This is a genomic window from Peribacillus sp. NPDC096622, assembly GCF_044762665.1.
GTDB lineage: Bacteria > Bacillota > Bacilli > Bacillales > DSM-1321 > Peribacillus > Peribacillus frigoritolerans_B.
This window is the reverse complement of sequence record NZ_JBIWES010000013.1, coordinates 25,145-42,105: the sequence shown is the minus strand read 5'-3', so window position 1 is coordinate 42,105 and position 16,961 is coordinate 25,145. Positions and strand designations below refer to the sequence as shown.

Below are 16,961 nucleotides of genomic sequence, written 5' to 3'. Positions count from 1 at the left end.
ACTAGGCAGTTTGGCATTAAAAACTTTACTATTATGTGGTAGCACAGGATAATAAGGGGAAGAAAGAAATATTTATTTATGTATTATTTAAACAGTATATTAAGGGGGGAATGACTGTGAAGAAAGGGGAAAAACTGTCTGCGACGGTTGAAACGGTTGGTTTGAGCCAGCGTGAATTTTTAACGATTTTCTTACTTCACTCTTTGAGGATAAAAGCGAATTATCCAAGAGCGATTCATCAGGACCTGAAAAATACGTTCACGGGAAAAGTGCATAGCTATGACTATCTATGTAAAATATCCAATACACTAGTCGAATCCAATCATTTATCATTATATACGAATAAGGGAAGAAATTATTATCAAATAACGGAAAAAGGCAAAGAGCTTTACATATGGTATCAAGAAAATTTCCTGGAACGGTTTTCCGAAGTGAAAAAGGTCATTGATCGCTTCATGTATGATTTAAGGGGATCTGGTGAAAACCCACCGGTTGTTAATGAGCTTCCTGAAGAATACAGGTCGTATTTCTCGAAAATAATATCGGTGAAGGACCTTGTCCGTTATGTAACTTTAAAAGCCGCTTTCACTAAGAAACCCATTTATATGGGGGAAATTGGCGATCTGCTTAAAAATCAGTTCGGTTGGATCGCTTCAAACGGCTATTTATACGATTTATCTCATGAAATGGAAGAGAACGGCCTTCTTGTCGGCAGGTGGGAAAGTGAAAAACGAACTAAACGGTATTTACGGATCACTGATGAAGGACAGCATCATTACAAACAGATTGCGGATTCTGCCGCCTTTCAAGTTCAGGAAATCCAAAAATATATGGCCAGTGTCGTTATGTTCTTAAAAGAAAAGAGCTAAATGAATAGAGAAATGGAGCCCCTTAATTTTGCAAGGAGAATGGAGTTACATGCTTAAATTGAATCGTTCAAGGGTAAATGTTACTTAAAACACTTCTTAAAATGGGGGAATGAGTGATGGCGGAAAAACACGATGAAATGGGAAGCATATTCAGTTTCATTAAAGGTCAGGTAGATAAGCTCCCAATTTCACAATCAAAAAAGAACAAAATGCTCGACCAGCTCTTAAAGCTTAAAACGATGACAGTTGATGCAAGGGAACCTCGAATTGCTCTTGTCGGAAGGCGAGGATCTGGGAAATCATCACTGATCAATGCGATGTTTGGTCAGGAACGGCAATATGTCAGTTCCGTTAAATCTGGAACAGGTAAGGGGAAATGGCTATGGTACCCGAGTGATGCCGAACCCAAAATCCGTTTGCTGGACTCACGCGGGCTGGGTGAGAGTGAAGCTCCTACGGAAGAGTTCGAAGAAGAAACACCGTTGGATGAATTGATGAAAGCGGTGACTGAAGAACAGCCTGATGTGTTTCTTTTCTTGATTAAAGCAAAAGAAACGGATTCACGTATTGAAGAAGACTTGCAGGAATTGAATAAGCTGCGCAAGATCGTTAAAGAGAATCACCATTATGATGTACCCGTCATCTGTGTGGTCACCCAAGTGGATGAATTAGATCCGCCACATTATAAGCAAGTACCTTTTGATGCCAATCCTAAGAAAAAAAAGAATATTGACGAAGCCATCGATTTGATGTCAAAACGATTTAAAGATAGTGAAATACCACTTTTGAACATCATTCCCACTTGTTCGTATATTGATTTTGATGAAAGCGGAAATATTGAATATGATATGCGTTGGAACATAGATTTGCTTTCTGATTATTTAATTGAGGCCTTACCCAGTGAAGCGAAGCTGAAGACTGCCAAGGCGATGCAAAGCCAATTCGTTAAGAAGAAATTCGCTCGGACGATAGTGGGAACGTTTACGGCAATCGCAGGTTTAATCGGTGCAGAACCAATACCTTTTGCCGATTTTCCCATTTTGACCGGCATTCAAGGTTTGATGATTGTGGTGATTGGTTTTATCGCGGATAAAGAAATCAATACGAAAACGGCAAGTGAATTCATTGCAGCATTAGGAATCAATGTTGGTATCGGGCTCCTTGTCAGGGAAGGTGTCAGGGCTGCAGTCCGTTTCATCCCAGGGGCCGGTCTAGCCGTTTCCGGTGCGGTAGCGGGCGCCGTCACTTATGGAATCGGGCAAGCCGCGATAGCTTACTTTCTCGAAAACAAAAATATTGATCAGGCGAAGGAAGCTTACAAGAACGCGAACAAAGAATATAAAAATGAAGACATTGACTCTTAATGTGCAGATTCCAACCATAAACTACACTAAGGTGATATGATAAAGTGGAGTTCGCAGTTCTGTTTCTGCTGCTGGCTGGTTCAGGATTTTTGTTTACTAGAGGAGGGATGATCTTCATGTCGTTTTTTCAATCATGGAAGCAAAAAGAATATATACAAAAATTAGAGGAAGCGATTCAGGCCTTTTCCGGCCGATCTGAGGCTCTTGATGATTCAAAGGGATTTCCTTTTGAAAACATTCAGGAGTTAAAGGAATTCGGATATCCCCAATTAACTTTAGCAAAAGAAGATGGAGGATATGGCGGTTCCTTATATGATTTTCTCCTATGCCAGGAAAAAATAGCTCAATATTGCGGACCAACAGCCTTAGGAATAGGCTGGCATGTCGGAACGGTCCTATCCTTAACGGAGAAGAGACCATGGGAAAAAGGAGTCATGAATGAATTGTTTGATGAAGTGTCGAAAGGCGCTCTAATCAATACGGCAGCATCTGAAGCTGGAACGGGAAGCCCGACGCGCGGAGGCCGACCGGAAACGACCGCGATCAAAAAGGGTAATCAATGGAACTTGAATGGTAGAAAAACTTTTACTACACTCTCTCCCGTCCTTGATATTTTTCTCGTAACGGCATGGGTACCCGAAGATGAGTGTTTAGGCACATTTTTAGTTCATCGTGATGTTACGGGTGTAAGTATAGAAGAAACTTGGGATATGATTTCGATGCAGGGGACAGGAAGTCATGATCTGGTGTTAAATGATGTCAGCCTGCCTGAAAAGTATTATGTCATGAAAAGCAATCCTGGTGAAAAAAGAAAACCTGAAGCGTGGCTTTTACATATACCGGCATGCTACTTGGGAATTGCAGTGGCTGCCAGAAATTACGCAGTCGAATTTGCGAAAACCTATTCTCCGAATAGCTTACCAGGACCAATCAGGGACCTTCCGAATGTTCAACGTACAATTGGGGAGATGGAACTGGAATTGGGGGAAGCACACCATTTCCTCTACTCTGTCGCAGAAAAATGGATGCGGCAGCCTGAAGATCATGATGAATTATCGAAACAATTGGGGGCTGTTAAATTATCGGTCGTCAACAAATCGATTTCCATCGTCGATAAAGCGATGAGGGTTGTCGGAGCCAAAAGTTTACAACGAAACAATCCCCTGCAACGCTACTATAGAGATGTACGCGCAGGTCTCCATAATCCTCCGATGGATGATGCGACTATAACGATGCTCGCAAAATCCGCACTTTATTAAGGTCGTATTCGAATATGGCACTGATTTGACTTCGTCGCTTTCAGTGTTTTTTTCTATTTTAAGGTTGGAAAAACCAGGTATTCACAAACTTAAGAACAAAGATCTGACCGAGTTAAATGGATTCAATTGCAAAATAAAAAGATTCAGGAAAAATACTATTCACACCTAATCAAAGGGAAGGTGCCCTGCCACCCTAGTTGAAAGCTAACTGATATTTGAATTAAGCTCTGTAGAGATGAGTCTCTACAGAGTTTTTCTACATTTTTCTTTTTTTTGCCCTAAACCATATTCCAACTCTCTGTCACTTATAGAACCTTTATTTTTTTCTAGAATTCGGGTGAAAATAGTAAATGGAAAGCCCGGTTCTTTTTCAAAGGACTGGCTTTTTTTAATTAATCTATGAATTGGTTATTATATCGAGAAGTCCTATGATGATAACCACTCTTGCGCATGTTTGTATGGTATTGCCAAACTTCTATTAGGAACATTCTGACCCAATCCGGAAAGGTTTAACTATGAAACAGCTGCTTTTATGTTCTCTATGATCTTCAATGAGCATTTTTGGTTTTACATAAATTACTTTAAGTATGGCCCCTTTACCAATACCGAGAAACAAAGCGCTCGAAATTGGGGGAGAATCCGCCAACCCATGTACCTGCCATAATTCCTAGTATTAGAAAGTCTCTGAATCGGTGCTTGGCTTTTTTATGTTTTGTGGGCATTGTTATAAAGCGATTGAAGGTATTGCAGAGAAATTACATGGAGTTAACTCTGTGAAAGTAAACTTGGATTCAGGTACCGTTGAAGTGGAATTTAATCCAGACATGAACCATAACATTTAAAAAAGAACGTGCGAATTGTAGCACGATTTCTTTTAGAATAACATATACTTTACCAGGGTATGGTTTATTAGTATGGTTTTTCATTACCCTGGTCGTTAATTGTTTTGTAACTTCCTGTGGAAAAGGGAAATGGCGTTTATACTCTGAAATTCGACCTACCTGAAAACTTTTATAAAGCGTTTGTTGATATTAAACCTAGAAACTTTGCTATCAGGTTGGTCCGATAGAGATGCATGTGGGAAAGGTTATGGTGAACATAAGGGAAATCCACTTAAGGTTGATAAAAATTTAATGAAAACAATAAATGAAAATACAACGTGAATTAACAACTACAAAGCTGGGAAAAAACATAATGGTAGATTAAGTTTTGATACGAAAGGGGTTACTCCAGTTCCCTATCTGGGGGCTTTAGGCCATGTTATTATTTTGGATGTTAAGGGTGGGAAATTTGTTCGTACACCCTACATCAGAAGAAAAGACTCCATTTGAAACAAAATTTGATAAACCTGGCATATACAAAGTGTGGGGAGAATTTAATTTTGATGAAAGTCAATAGCTATCCATTTGTTATAGAGGTCAAATAAAAAGGAAAAAGGGGAATTAATATGAACTTAGATGGGGTTAGCAAACATCTATTAATTTGCAACGGGAAAACATGCACGAAAAATGGAGCAGAAGAAGTAACGGAGACCATTAGGGGAGAATTGAAAAACTTAGAACTACAAAAGGAGATTCATACAACAAAAACATTATGCAACGGCCAATGCAAGCATGGTCCGATCGCTGTTCTATATCCACAAGGAACCTGGTATAAAGAAATGAATAAAACAAAAAGTGAAGAACTTATTCGTCAATTGAAAGAAAATGACACTGTTCATTTAGGCTCTGAACTTTATTACCATGATGGGAAAACATTCAAGAACCATGAGAGTGAATGAACTATACATCTTACTTCCATATCTAAAAAGGGTTTCTGTACAGGGCGCTTAAAAATTGCGATATTCAATGGACTGATCATTTTTACCAATCAGTCCATATTTGCACCAATAGGGTTTACTTCTCCCCATTAATACTAATTGAAAATGTTCTCTTAGAAAAAAAGGAAGTATTGGAAAGGGCATTAGAGTATGTGTCAGAAGTAATGGAGTTTCATTGTTTAACAGGTGAGTATGATTATCTTTTAAAAGTGGATAACAAAGATTGGAAGGAATTAGATTTATAAGAAAGTTAAATAAACTAGGAATTACAAGAATACTAACTAGCCTAGCTCTTAGAAAATTCAACAGTTTCACCAATATGGGAAGAAAATACCCGTTCGTAAAAGTACACTTTTACGAACGGGTATTTTTTATAACATCACCTCAAATTCTTTTCTGATGTCGGAAGAGGAAACTTTTAATTCCCTCATATTAATTTCACTAGCTTATCATTCTCTATCTTGTTATGATTGTTACACCTGTCTAAATCTTCAAAAAATATCGAAAGCTCGGTGTGAAAATGAATCTTATGACCAAAGATTTACTGATTAACTTTTTAATTATCCTTATTCCGATCTTTTTATTGCAAATGAGCTATCTAGTGAAGTACGTTTACCGTTTAGATGCATTAAAAGGACCCTTCCTATCGATATTCCCTATTCTTTCCCTTGTTCTATGCATGCTATTTCCCGTTGTTATGGAAGAAGATTTTGTGTGGGATCTTAGATGGATCCCTTTTCTGTTAGGCGGTTTATATGGAGGCTACCGGTTAGGAATCATATTGATAGTCATCACTCTTATTATCCGCTATTTAACAGGGGGGGAAAATGGATTTTATATATCATGCATCACTTTTCCGCTAGTGGGTGTTTCCCTGTTTTTTATATCTAAATACTATTTGAAAATGTCTGTCAGTAAAAAAATTATCATCGGTATATCATTAATCTTCATTGTACATATTCTCACACAGTTTATTTCAACAGTAGTATTTGAACTTACTATCGGCATAAGTCTATGGAAACAATACTTCACGATCCAAGTCATAGGAATCGTTGTTGTAATCTTACTATGGGAGGTCATCCTCACTAATTTTCAGGTTCTCGAAAAATTAGTGAAAGCGGAAAAATTGCAAATCGTTAGCCATCTCGCTGCAAGCATATCCCATGAAGTCAGAAATCCCCTTACAGTTACCAGGGGATATATACAAATGTTAAGCGAAGACGTGTCTTCCCATACAAAGGTCAGATATGCAAATATTGCATTGAAGGAATTAGATCGGGCCACGGATGTCATTAATGATTATTTGACGTTTGCTGCCATAAGCCCTGAAAACACAGAGCGATTAAGGGTATCGGAGGAAATTCAGCATGTCATGAACAGCATTAAACCCTTGGCTAACAATAATGGAACAGAATTGAAGTTATCACTAATCGAAGATGAAGCTTATTATATCATGGGGGAAAGGAAGAAATTCCAGCAGTGTTTGTTCAATATCCTAAAAAACGGCATAGAATCGATGGACCATGATGGCAAAATATACATACATTTAATTCATGCTGCCTCCACCATCCAAATTAGAATCCAAGATCAGGGAATTGGAATGACGCAGGAACAAATATACCGTCTAGGTGAGCCTTACTTCACGACAAAAAATAAAGGGACTGGATTGGGCATGATGGTTTCATATAGCGTTATCAAAAGCATGGATGGAACGATACATGTGTCAAGTGTACAAGGGAAAGGGACATGCTTCTCCATTAACCTGCCCATACATAAATACGAGCCTAATTGAGTTTAGTGTTAATTGACAGTTTTAAAACTCATAGATTACAATTTAAGTAAACTACCAATATTATGAAATGATTCAATGACGCATTTGATACCTAAGGGAGATGATTGAATGAAATCGCTTACAGATGGACAGATCATTTGGGAACCGACAAAGGAACAAATCGAGCAAACGGTATTGACTCAATATGTGAAATGGTTAAAAGAAAAGAAGGGTTTAACGTTTCATGATTATCATGAATTATGGAAATGGTCGGTAGATGAACTGGAGGAATTTTGGGCTTCAATATGGGATTATTGTGATGTAAAAGCTGCCAGGAAATATGACAGGGTTTTAGCGGAGCAATCAATGCCAGGTGCGAAATGGTTCGAGGGGGCAAGGCTTAATTATGCTGAAAATGCATTATTGAATGATCAAGAAGAGAAAACGGCGATTTTTTTTCGTTCCGAACATATCAGGCAGCAGGAGGTTAGCTGGAAAGAGCTGAAAGAAAAAGTAGCTTCTGTCGCTCATTCATTAAGAAAACTTGGTGTGAAATCCGGTGACCGTGTTGTTGCCTATATGCCAAACATACCCGAAGCGGTGATAGCTTTCTTGGCAACAGTGAGCATAGGTGCCATCTGGTCCAGTTGTTCACCTGACTTTGGGGCAAGAAGTGTCATAGATCGTTTCAAACAAATTGAACCTGTTGTATTACTGGCAGTTGATGGGTATCAGTACAATGGAAATGTATATGATAAAACACCAGTCATCTTACAGCTTAAACAGGAATTGGTCTCTGTCAAGCATACCGTGTTGGTTCCTTACATAGAAAAAAAGATTTTGGAAGTGAATCTGGAAGATACGATTCCGTGGGAAGACCTTTTAAAAGAAAAGGCAGAATTATCCTTTGAAAGTGTTCCTTTCGATCATCCGCTTTGGATTCTCTATTCATCAGGTACAACCGGGATGCCAAAACCGATTGTACAAGGCCATGGCGGTATAGTATTGGAGCATTTTAAATCAACAAGAATCCATCAAGGGATGACTTCCGAAGATACTGTATTTTGGTTTACGACTACGGGCTGGATGATGTGGAATCTCCTTATGGGCGGTTTGCTTAATGAAGGGACCATCGTCCTCTATGACGGCAGTCCTTCTTTTCCGAATATGGATGTTCTTTGGGAATTGGCGGAAGATACAGGCATGACTTTCTTTGGAACAAGCGCACCATTTCTTACGAATTCCATGAAGTTAGGAAACAAACCTCTGGGAAAATATGATTTATCTAAATTGAAGGCTCTTTTTTCCACTGGAGCTCCATTGTCTGGCGACGGTTATAAATGGGTGTATGAAAATGTCAAGAAGGATATCTGGCTCAGTTCATCCAGTGGCGGAACCGATGTATGTGCCGGGTTTGTAGGCGGTGTTCCAACACTGCCCGTGAGAATCGGAGAGATACAAGGAAGGGCATTGGGTGTTTGTGCGGAAGCCTTTGATGAGCATGGTCAAACATTGATTAATGAAGTCGGTGAATTGGTCATTACCAAACCGATGCCGTCCATGCCGCTGTACTTCTGGAATGATCAAGACGGGACAAGATACTACGAGAGTTATTTCGATACGTATCCTGGCATATGGAAACATGGTGATTGGATAAAGCTCGACGATAAGGGCAGATGTATCATTTATGGACGTTCCGACTCGACCATCAACCGTTCGGGTGTACGGATGGGAACAAGTGATATCTACCGGGTCGTCGAAGCGATAGACGAGGTGATGGAAAGCCTTGTCATTGATAGGGAAGTGCTTGGCCGCCGTTCCTCACTGCTGCTTTTCGTAGTCCTTAAGCCCGGGGAAAGACTGGATGAAGCATTGACGGCAAAAATCAAGGAACAAATCAGAGGGCATGTATCCCCTCGCTTTATCCCTGACCAAATCCATGTCGTTGAACAAATTCCTAAAACGTTGAACGGAAAGAAGATGGAAGTCCCGATACGTAAAGTGTTATTAGGTTTCGAGTTTGATAAAGTAGTGAATGCAGACTCCATGGGAAATCCAGAATCGCTACAGTTTTTTAAAGAACTAGCTCTAGAGTTGAATGAGAAAAAAATATTCTAGAATTCAGGCGGAGCAAAAAAGCTCCGTCTTTTTTTATAATTCTCTTGAATGATCTTGGTGATGATTCGCCAATAAGGTTCAATCTTCTGGAATGGCCTACCATCTTAAAAAGAATATATAAATGATGGAAAAATTTTCTTGACAATTTTAAAACAGATGAATAGAATGAAGTGAGAAGTCAGTAAGTACTGACAGTCTGTTTTTAGGGAGTGAGAACATGAGTAGCAGTAAGAAGCTAAGTACCGATGATAAGCTGCTGTTGGCGGCAATCGATCTAATAGCAGAGAAAGGGTACAATGGTGTTTCTACTCAGGAAATTGCCGGTGCCGCAGGTTTGAGTGAAAAAACACTATTTCGTCGGTTTGGAACCAAGCAAAATCTTCTAGAAACGGCATTTGACCGATATCATTATGCCGAAGAGATGACAAATCTTTTTAAAGAAAAACAAATCGTATGGGATTTACATTCAGACTTACAACTGATCAGTCGAACATATCATGAAATCATGAATCGTAACCGGAAAATGATTATGATAAGTATCAAGGAGGAAGGTAATTTACCTGGGTTTCGAGAAAAAACACAAGAGCACCCCCGACAGTTACTGGGAATTTTGACAAACTATTTTAACACGATGCATGAAAAAGGAAAGCTTATTCACACAGACCCAGAGCTTCAGGCGTTGTCGTTCATGATGATGAATTTTGGTGCCTTTATGAACAACCTGGATGCCGATGAAAACTATCCAACCGTGTCCCTTGAGGCATTTATAACGGAGAGTGTGCAAACATTTACTAGGGCTTTAACTCCCTAGTTTTACATGAAGAATAATGACAGTCAGTACTAACACACTTTGATGGTGAAAGGAAATGCCAATTTTTAATGAACTGAAAAAAATAGATTAAATGACAGGAGATTATGAATATGAAATCAAGCAATGCAATAGTATGGATTAATGTATTTACAGCTAAACCAGGCAAACTAGATGAATTGGTTGCTATCCAAACTGAAGAACTACTCAATTTTAAGAAGGGATCTCAAGGTGTTCCAGGTTGGATCAGCAGCCGTTGGCATCGTTCTGTTGATAATAACAAGGCGATTATGGTAACTACCTTTGAGAGTATTGATTTTCATGAAAATTGGTTAGAAAAAAGTGAATTCCGAGAACACCTTAACAAAATAAACCATCTCATTGAAGATACAGAAGGTGGGTACTACACGTTAGTGGAAGAGATTGAAAATTTGTGAATCCATTAAATTATAAGGTTTTTATTTTAAACAAATTATTTGTTTGTCATTAACAAGGAGGAGAAAACATTGGAAAAATTAAAGATTGGAATTATCTTAGGAAGCACACGCAAAGGACGCGTTAGCCCACAAGTGGGAAAGTGGGTAAAAGAAATAGCTGATAAACGAGAAGATGCGAATTACGAAATCGTCGATATTGCAGCCTTTAACTTGCCATTTGTTGGAGAAGGTTCTGGTAAAGAACCAGGAATATTAGCTTGGTCAGAAAAACTCTCTAGCTTGGATGGTTTTGTGTTTATCGTACAAGAATACAATCATAGCATTACAGGGGCATTAAAAAACGCACTTGATTCCGCACGTGATGAATGGAACAACAAAGCTGCAGGCATTGTGAGCTATGGTTCAACTGGCGGAGCTCGTGCAGCCGAACATTTGCGTGGCATCTTAGGGGAATTACTAGTTGCGGATGTTCGGGTAAATCCAACATTATCACTATTTACAGATTTTGAAAACTTCAAGACGTTTAAACCAGCTGATTTACACCTTGACAATGTCAATGCAATGTTAGATCAAACGATTGCCTGGAGCGGTGCCTTAAAAAGATTACGATAAGCTTGATAGTTTACTAGCTTTGTCCTTCCCTCTAATTTATTAACAATATTCTTGATAGTTATTACTAACACTCATATAAATGGTGCATAAAGAGCTTTTTCCTTAAGGAGGCTGCTTCCATATTCAAACCATCTTTGAACTTCAGTGATAAGTGAATTGGGATAGTATATTTTAAACAAAACGAGACAAAACGAGACAGTAATCTCATTTTGTCTCGTTTTTTTTCGACTGAAAATAGATAAAGTCCTAATTTTAACGCCTCCCATTTTGGCACGGCAATTGCACTATATAAGATTGACTCGCTATTACTGATTGGGGGCTGAAAAATGGAAACGGTTCAATCGAATGAAATAAAGTTATCACAGGACAAGGCTTATTGGATGTACAAAAAAATGCTGGAGATCAGAAAATTCGAAGACCAAGTTCATGAATCTTTTGCAAAGGGAATTTTACCAGGGTTTGTCCATTTGTATGCTGGGGAAGAAGCGGTGGCTGTAGGTGTATGTGCCCACCTATCCGAAAAGGACAGCATTACAAGCACTCACAGGGGTCATGGCCACTGTATTGCCAAAGAATGCGACCTAAACGGGATGATGGCTGAAATTTATGGGAAAGTGACAGGGCTTTGCAAGGGAAAAGGCGGTTCCATGCATATTGCCGATTTGGATAAAGGGATGTTAGGTGCGAACGGGATAGTCGGTGGAGGCTTTCCGCTGGCATGCGGTGCAGCATTAACTGCCAAATATAAAAAGACCGATCATGTTAGTGTTTGTTTTTTTGGTGATGGAGCCAACAATCATGGGACATTCCATGAAGGGATAAATCTGGCGGCAATCTGGAAGCTACCCGTAATATTCATCGCTGAAAATAATGGGTATGGGGAAGCCACCCCTTTCAACTATGCTTCTAGCTGTAAAACGATAGCCGACCGGGCGATAAGCTACAATATCCCGGGTGTCCGGGTGGATGGGAAAGATGTATTGGCTGTGTATAAGGCTGCTGAAGAAGCCGTTCAGAGGGCTCGCAGGGGAGAAGGCCCATCATTGATCGAATGTGTTACTTATCGTAATTATGGACACTTCGAGGGAGATGCACAGAAATATAAAAAGGAACAAGAAAAAAAGGAGCATAAACAAGAGAAAGATGCGATTGCCCTATTCAGGAGTTACTTACTGAATCAGAATCTGCTGGCGGAAAAAGAACTGATTTCTCTCGAGAATGCCGTTGAGGAATCTATTAAACAAGCAGTTAAGTTCAGTGAAGATAGCCCATATCCAGAAGCGTCCGATTTATTAAACGATGTTTATGTATCCTATTAAACTATAAAAGGAGGAATTGAGATGAGCAGAAAAATCAGTATGTCGCAGGCAATAAATGAAGCAATGGCCATGGCAATGAGAAAAGACGAAAATGTCATCCTTATGGGGGAGGATGTAGCCGGCGGTGCAGAAGTTGATCATTTGCAGGATGACGAAGCATGGGGTGGTGTTTTGGGTGTCACAAAAGGATTGGTTCAAGAGTTTGGCCGGGATAGAATCCTCGATACACCCATTGCGGAAGCAGGATATATGGGAGCGGCCATGGCAGCCGCTTCGACAGGATTACGACCGATTGCCGAGTTAATGTTCAACGATTTCATTGGCAGCTGTTTGGATGAAGTATTGAATCAAGGTGCGAAGTTCCGCTATATGTTCGGGGGAAAAGCACAGGTTCCCGTGACGATCCGTACGATGCATGGTGCAGGGTTTAGGGCTGCAGCTCAGCATTCACAAAGCCTTTATGCCTTGTTCACCAGCATTCCTGGATTGAAGGTGGTCGTTCCCTCATCCCCCTATGACGCAAAAGGGCTTTTACTTTCAGCCATTGAAGATAATGATCCTGTCATCTTTTTTGAAGATAAAACGCTATACAACATGGTGGGAGAGGTTCCGGAAGGCTACTATACAATCCCAATCGGCAAAGCTGAAATGAAAAGGAAAGGCTCGGATTTGACTATCGTTGCCATCGGTAAACAAGTTCACACAGCGATGGAGGCTGCTGAAAAACTCACAGCTAAAGGCATTGAAGTTGAAATTGTCGACCCGCGGAGCTTGTCACCACTGGATGAAGAATCGATTCTCTCCTCTGTGGGAAAAACAAATCGTTTGATTGTGATCGATGAAGCGAACCCAAGATGCAGCATCGCAACGGATATTGCCGCACTGGTGGCGGATAAGGGATTTGACACGCTCGATGCGCCAATTAAGAGGATTACGGCACCGCATACACCCGTACCTTTTTCTCCACCGCTTGAAGATATTTACCTTCCAACATCAGAAAAAGTGATACAAGCCGTTTCAGAATTATTGGGGGAGCCTTCCATTCTTGGGGTGTAATTAAATCGATATGATGCATGCTCCAGCTTTTTCGCATAGAACTGCAAAAGTTGGAGCAACAAATCCAATGATGGACAAACAAACCAATCTGAAGGGAGAAAAAAATATGGCGGTCGAAGTGGTAATGCCGAAATTGGGCATGGCAATGAAAGAAGGTACTGTATCGATGTGGAGTAAGGCTGTTGGGGATCCAGTCCAAAAAGGTGAAGCAATAGCCAGCATCAATTCAGAGAAAATAGAAATGGATATTGAATCTCCAGCGGAAGGTACGATTCTGAATATAGCTGTTCAAGAAGGACAAGGAGTACCTCCAGGAACCGTTATCTGTTATATCGGTAATCCGAATGAAAAAATAAAGACCGATGAACCTGTTGCTGAAGGAACTCAGTTGAAAATTGATGAACAAGAAAAGCTGAAAACAAAAGAGTCCCACACTTTGCCAATGGGAGATCGTTTGATGATCACCCCGGTTGCACGAAAAATGGCACAGGCAGCGAATCTTGACATTGAGAAGATTCAAGGCACCGGGCCCGGAGGAAGAATCACTAAAGAAGATGTACAGAAAGTAATTGTGAAAAGGGATTCCATGCAGGTAAATACAGGAGAAAGTATAGTTCCGCCACAACCTTCTTTAGAGAGTCCGCAGCAGATTCCTGTTACGGGCATGAGGAACATCATCGCTAAACGTATGAAGGAGAGCTTGCAAAGCAGTGCCCAATTAACTCTAACGATGAAAGTTGATGTCACTGATCTAGTCATTTTGCAAAAACAGGCTACAGAAACGCTACAAAAACATGAATCAACTAAATTGACTATAACGGACTTTGTTGCCAAGGCTGTCGTGCTTTCACTTAAGGAGCATCCTAAAATGAATAGTGCCTATATTGAAGATAAAATCATTTTGTATGAGCATATCCATCTTGGATTAGCGGTGGCCTTGGAGAATGGACTCGTTGTTCCCGTCATTAGAAATGCCGAAAATTGTACGCTAAGACAGTTATCGAATAAGGGTAAGGAATTGGCCCGGTGTGCACGTGACGGTCAATTGCCTATTGAAGACATGCAAGGATCCACTTTTACAATCAGTAACCTCGGGGCATATGGCGTTGAGCACTTTACACCCATTCTCAATACACCGGAAACGGGGATACTTGGAATTGGCTCTGCTTACGATACCCCAATTTATATTGACGAAGAATTGGAGAGAAGAACGATCTTGCCACTCAGTTTAACGTTTGATCACCGTGTACTGGACGGGGCACCCGCTGCTGCCTTTTTACAAACACTAAAACGGTATTTAGAAGAGCCGATCACCGTGATTTTATAGAAAAGGAGGGAAAGTTCTTGAATCGTATAGCTATTATAGGCGGAGGTCCTGCAGGGTATGTAGCGGCAATCACTGCTGCCCAGCAGGATAAGGAGGTCATACTGGTAGTCGATGGGCCATTGGGGGGTACCTGTTTAAACGAAGGCTGCATGCCAACGAAGTCATTATTGAATAGTGCCGATACGTATGATTTGGTGAAACATGCCGGGGAAATGGGAATTCGACTTCATTCCAATTCGATTGAAGTCGATTGGGATACCGTACAGGAACGAAAAAGAGATGTCATATTTAAACTAGTGAACGGCATCCGATATTTAATGAGTAAGAATAAAATAAAAGTCATTCAGGGCAGAGCTTCCATCCTTTCAAACGATCGACTGCTGATCGAGAACGGAAATGAAAATGAAGTGATTGAAGCAAGTAAGATCATCATTTCAACGGGGTCAGAACCGATTCCATTACCTTTTGCGCCGTTTGATGGTGATTGGATCATCCACAGTGGCCATGCCATGTCACTGCCTTCCATTCCCGATTCGCTGCTAATTGTCGGAGGCGGCGTCATCGGATGTGAATTTGCCAGCATTTATAGCAGGATGGGCACCAAGGTTACCGTTATCGAAATGGGGGAAAAGCTGCTTCCAGGGGAAGATGATGATATCACGAGCATTCTGCATGGCGAATTGAAGAACCAAGGCGTTACAGTCCATATCTCCACAGCTGTCAAAAACATCAATGCAGCCAGTAAGACGGTATTTTTGGAGAATAGCGCTGGCGAATTGGAAGAAATGCATGCTGATTACGTACTCGTATCAATAGGAAGAAAACCAAGAGTGAATGAAATGGGCCTTGAAGAAAACGATATTGACTTTTCCCGACTTGGCATCTCGGTGGATGATCGAATGCAAACAAGCAATCCATCGATTTATGCCTGTGGTGATGTGATAGGCGGTATACAACTTGCCCATGTTGCTTTTCATGAAGGACGGGTGGCGGCCCTGAATGCCTGCGGTCAATTTGCACAAGTTAATTACCGGGCAATCCCTCGCTGCATTTATACTTCCCCGGAGATTGCTAGTGTAGGCTTGACCGAAAAAGAAGCGCGTCAAAAATATGGCGAAATTAAAGTTGGTGAATTCGCTTTTTCGGCAAGCGGGAAAGCTGTCCTTTCCAATAAACCAGCAGGAAAGGTCAAAGTCCTAGTGAACCCACAATATAATGAAATTTTAGGTTTTTCCATTGTTGGTCAGCATGCAACAGAATTGATTGGTCAAGGAACGATCATGCTGCATGCAGAAATAACGGCAGATATGATGGAAGATTTAGTAGCGGCGCATCCAACCTTGTCGGAATCCATACATGAAGCTCTTTTAAATGTTGTAGGTCAAGCTGTGCATTGCTAAAACTGAAGGGGGAATTTGTATGGCTAGCGGTCAACGGACGGCGATAGTCACTGGTGCAGGTCGTGGTATCGGACGTGCCATTGCAATAAGATTAGCTCAAGATGGATTGAATGTGGTCATTAATGACGTCAATCTGGATACGGCTGAATCGGTCGTGAATGAGATAAGGGAACTTGGACGTGAAAGCTTTGCCGTTAAAGCGGATGTAAGTAATAGACGGGAAGTATTCGAAATGGTGAATCAAGTTGTGGAAAGTTTTGGACAATTGGATGTTATGGTTTCAAATGCAGGAATTGCTCAAATAAAGCCTATATTGGAAGTAACTCAAGAAGATCTGGAACAGATTTTCAATATAAATGTGAATGGTGTCCTCTTTTGCCTGCAAGCCGCGGCTGAACAAATGAAAAAGCAAGAAGGCGGGAAAATCATAAGTGCTGCCAGCATAGCCAGTTATAAAGGTTTCAGTTTACTAGGTACATACTCGGCCACAAAATTTGCCGTTAGAGGAATTACACAAGCGGCAGCACAGGAATTGGCCCAGTTTGGCATTACGGTGAATGCTTACTGTCCAGGAATTGTCGGGACGCAAATGTGGGATTTGATCGATGAAAAAATGGGCCAATATATGAATCTTACTAAAGGGGAAACATTTAAAAAGTTCACGGAATTCCATAACCTTAGGACGCTCTGAAACCCCAGAAGATGTTGCTAAATTCGTATCTTACCTTGCTTCACCGGATTCGGATTATATGACAGGACAATCCATCATGATTGATGGAGGGGTTATTTTTTCATAAACTAA

The 16,961-nt window shown here is 40.6% G+C and carries 14 protein-coding genes and 2 pseudogenes; all 16 read left to right on the top strand.

Annotation, left to right across the window (positions count from 1 at the left end; all coding sequences use genetic code 11):
- Positions 1–116: 116 nt before the first annotated feature.
- The 16 genes and pseudogenes from ACIQYG_RS20505 to ACIQYG_RS20430 all read left to right on the top strand — a co-directional run bounded on the left by ACIQYG_RS20505 (position 117) and on the right by ACIQYG_RS20430 (position 16,956).
- Positions 117–869, top strand: coding sequence for a PadR family transcriptional regulator (locus tag ACIQYG_RS20505; protein WP_402841729.1), 753 nt, complete (start codon positions 117–119; stop codon positions 867–869).
- Positions 870–985: 116 nt separating this feature from the next.
- Entirely contained in the window at positions 986–2,233 is a 1,248-nt protein-coding gene (locus ACIQYG_RS20500; protein WP_402841726.1) for a GTPase family protein, read from the top strand.
- 116 nt (positions 2,234–2,349) lie between these two features.
- Positions 2,350–3,492, top strand: a complete 1,143-nt coding sequence (locus ACIQYG_RS20495; RefSeq protein ID WP_402841988.1) for an acyl-CoA dehydrogenase family protein — start codon at positions 2,350–2,352, stop codon at positions 3,490–3,492.
- A gap of 707 nt (positions 3,493–4,199) precedes the next feature.
- Positions 4,200–4,334 (top strand): heavy-metal-associated domain-containing protein, encoded by a 135-nt coding sequence (locus tag ACIQYG_RS20490; RefSeq protein WP_402841724.1) that lies wholly within the window; start codon positions 4,200–4,202, stop codon positions 4,332–4,334.
- Positions 4,335–4,939: 605 nt separating this feature from the next.
- Positions 4,940–5,272, top strand: a complete 333-nt coding sequence (locus tag ACIQYG_RS20485; protein WP_402841721.1) for a (2Fe-2S) ferredoxin domain-containing protein — start codon at positions 4,940–4,942, stop codon at positions 5,270–5,272.
- A gap of 155 nt (positions 5,273–5,427) precedes the next feature.
- A pseudogene (locus tag ACIQYG_RS20480) lies at positions 5,428–5,711 on the top strand (Lrp/AsnC ligand binding domain-containing protein); the annotation flags it as partial.
- A gap of 120 nt (positions 5,712–5,831) precedes the next feature.
- Positions 5,832–7,103: an ATP-binding protein gene (locus tag ACIQYG_RS20475; RefSeq protein ID WP_402841718.1), complete on the top strand. Its 1,272-nt coding sequence runs from the start codon at positions 5,832–5,834 to the stop codon at positions 7,101–7,103.
- Between the two features lie 108 nt (positions 7,104–7,211).
- On the top strand, positions 7,212–9,200 hold the full coding sequence (locus ACIQYG_RS20470; protein ID WP_402841715.1) for an acetoacetate--CoA ligase: 1,989 nt from the start codon (positions 7,212–7,214) through the stop codon (positions 9,198–9,200).
- Between the two features lie 217 nt (positions 9,201–9,417).
- Positions 9,418–10,011 (top strand): TetR/AcrR family transcriptional regulator, encoded by a 594-nt coding sequence (locus ACIQYG_RS20465; RefSeq protein ID WP_402841712.1) that lies wholly within the window; start codon positions 9,418–9,420, stop codon positions 10,009–10,011.
- 110 nt (positions 10,012–10,121) lie between these two features.
- On the top strand, positions 10,122–10,445 hold the full coding sequence (locus ACIQYG_RS20460; RefSeq protein WP_402841709.1) for an antibiotic biosynthesis monooxygenase family protein: 324 nt from the start codon (positions 10,122–10,124) through the stop codon (positions 10,443–10,445).
- Positions 10,446–10,514: 69 nt separating this feature from the next.
- Positions 10,515–11,057 (top strand): NADPH-dependent FMN reductase, encoded by a 543-nt coding sequence (locus tag ACIQYG_RS20455; RefSeq protein ID WP_402841706.1) that lies wholly within the window; start codon positions 10,515–10,517, stop codon positions 11,055–11,057.
- Positions 11,058–11,383: 326 nt separating this feature from the next.
- Positions 11,384–12,376, top strand: a complete 993-nt coding sequence (locus ACIQYG_RS20450) for a thiamine pyrophosphate-dependent dehydrogenase E1 component subunit alpha (RefSeq protein WP_402841704.1) — start codon at positions 11,384–11,386, stop codon at positions 12,374–12,376.
- A 21-nt stretch (positions 12,377–12,397) separates the two neighbouring features.
- On the top strand, positions 12,398–13,432 hold the full coding sequence (locus tag ACIQYG_RS20445) for an alpha-ketoacid dehydrogenase subunit beta (protein WP_402841701.1): 1,035 nt from the start codon (positions 12,398–12,400) through the stop codon (positions 13,430–13,432).
- Positions 13,433–13,538: 106 nt separating this feature from the next.
- Positions 13,539–14,759 carry a dihydrolipoamide acetyltransferase family protein gene (locus tag ACIQYG_RS20440; RefSeq protein WP_402841985.1) on the top strand — a complete coding sequence of 407 codons (1,221 nt, stop codon included), beginning with the start codon at positions 13,539–13,541 and terminating at the stop codon, positions 14,757–14,759.
- A 17-nt stretch (positions 14,760–14,776) separates the two neighbouring features.
- Positions 14,777–16,159, top strand: a complete 1,383-nt coding sequence (gene lpdA, locus ACIQYG_RS20435; RefSeq protein ID WP_402841699.1) for a dihydrolipoyl dehydrogenase — start codon at positions 14,777–14,779, stop codon at positions 16,157–16,159.
- A 19-nt stretch (positions 16,160–16,178) separates the two neighbouring features.
- A pseudogene (locus ACIQYG_RS20430) lies at positions 16,179–16,956 on the top strand (acetoin reductase).
- Positions 16,957–16,961: the final 5 nt, after the last annotated feature.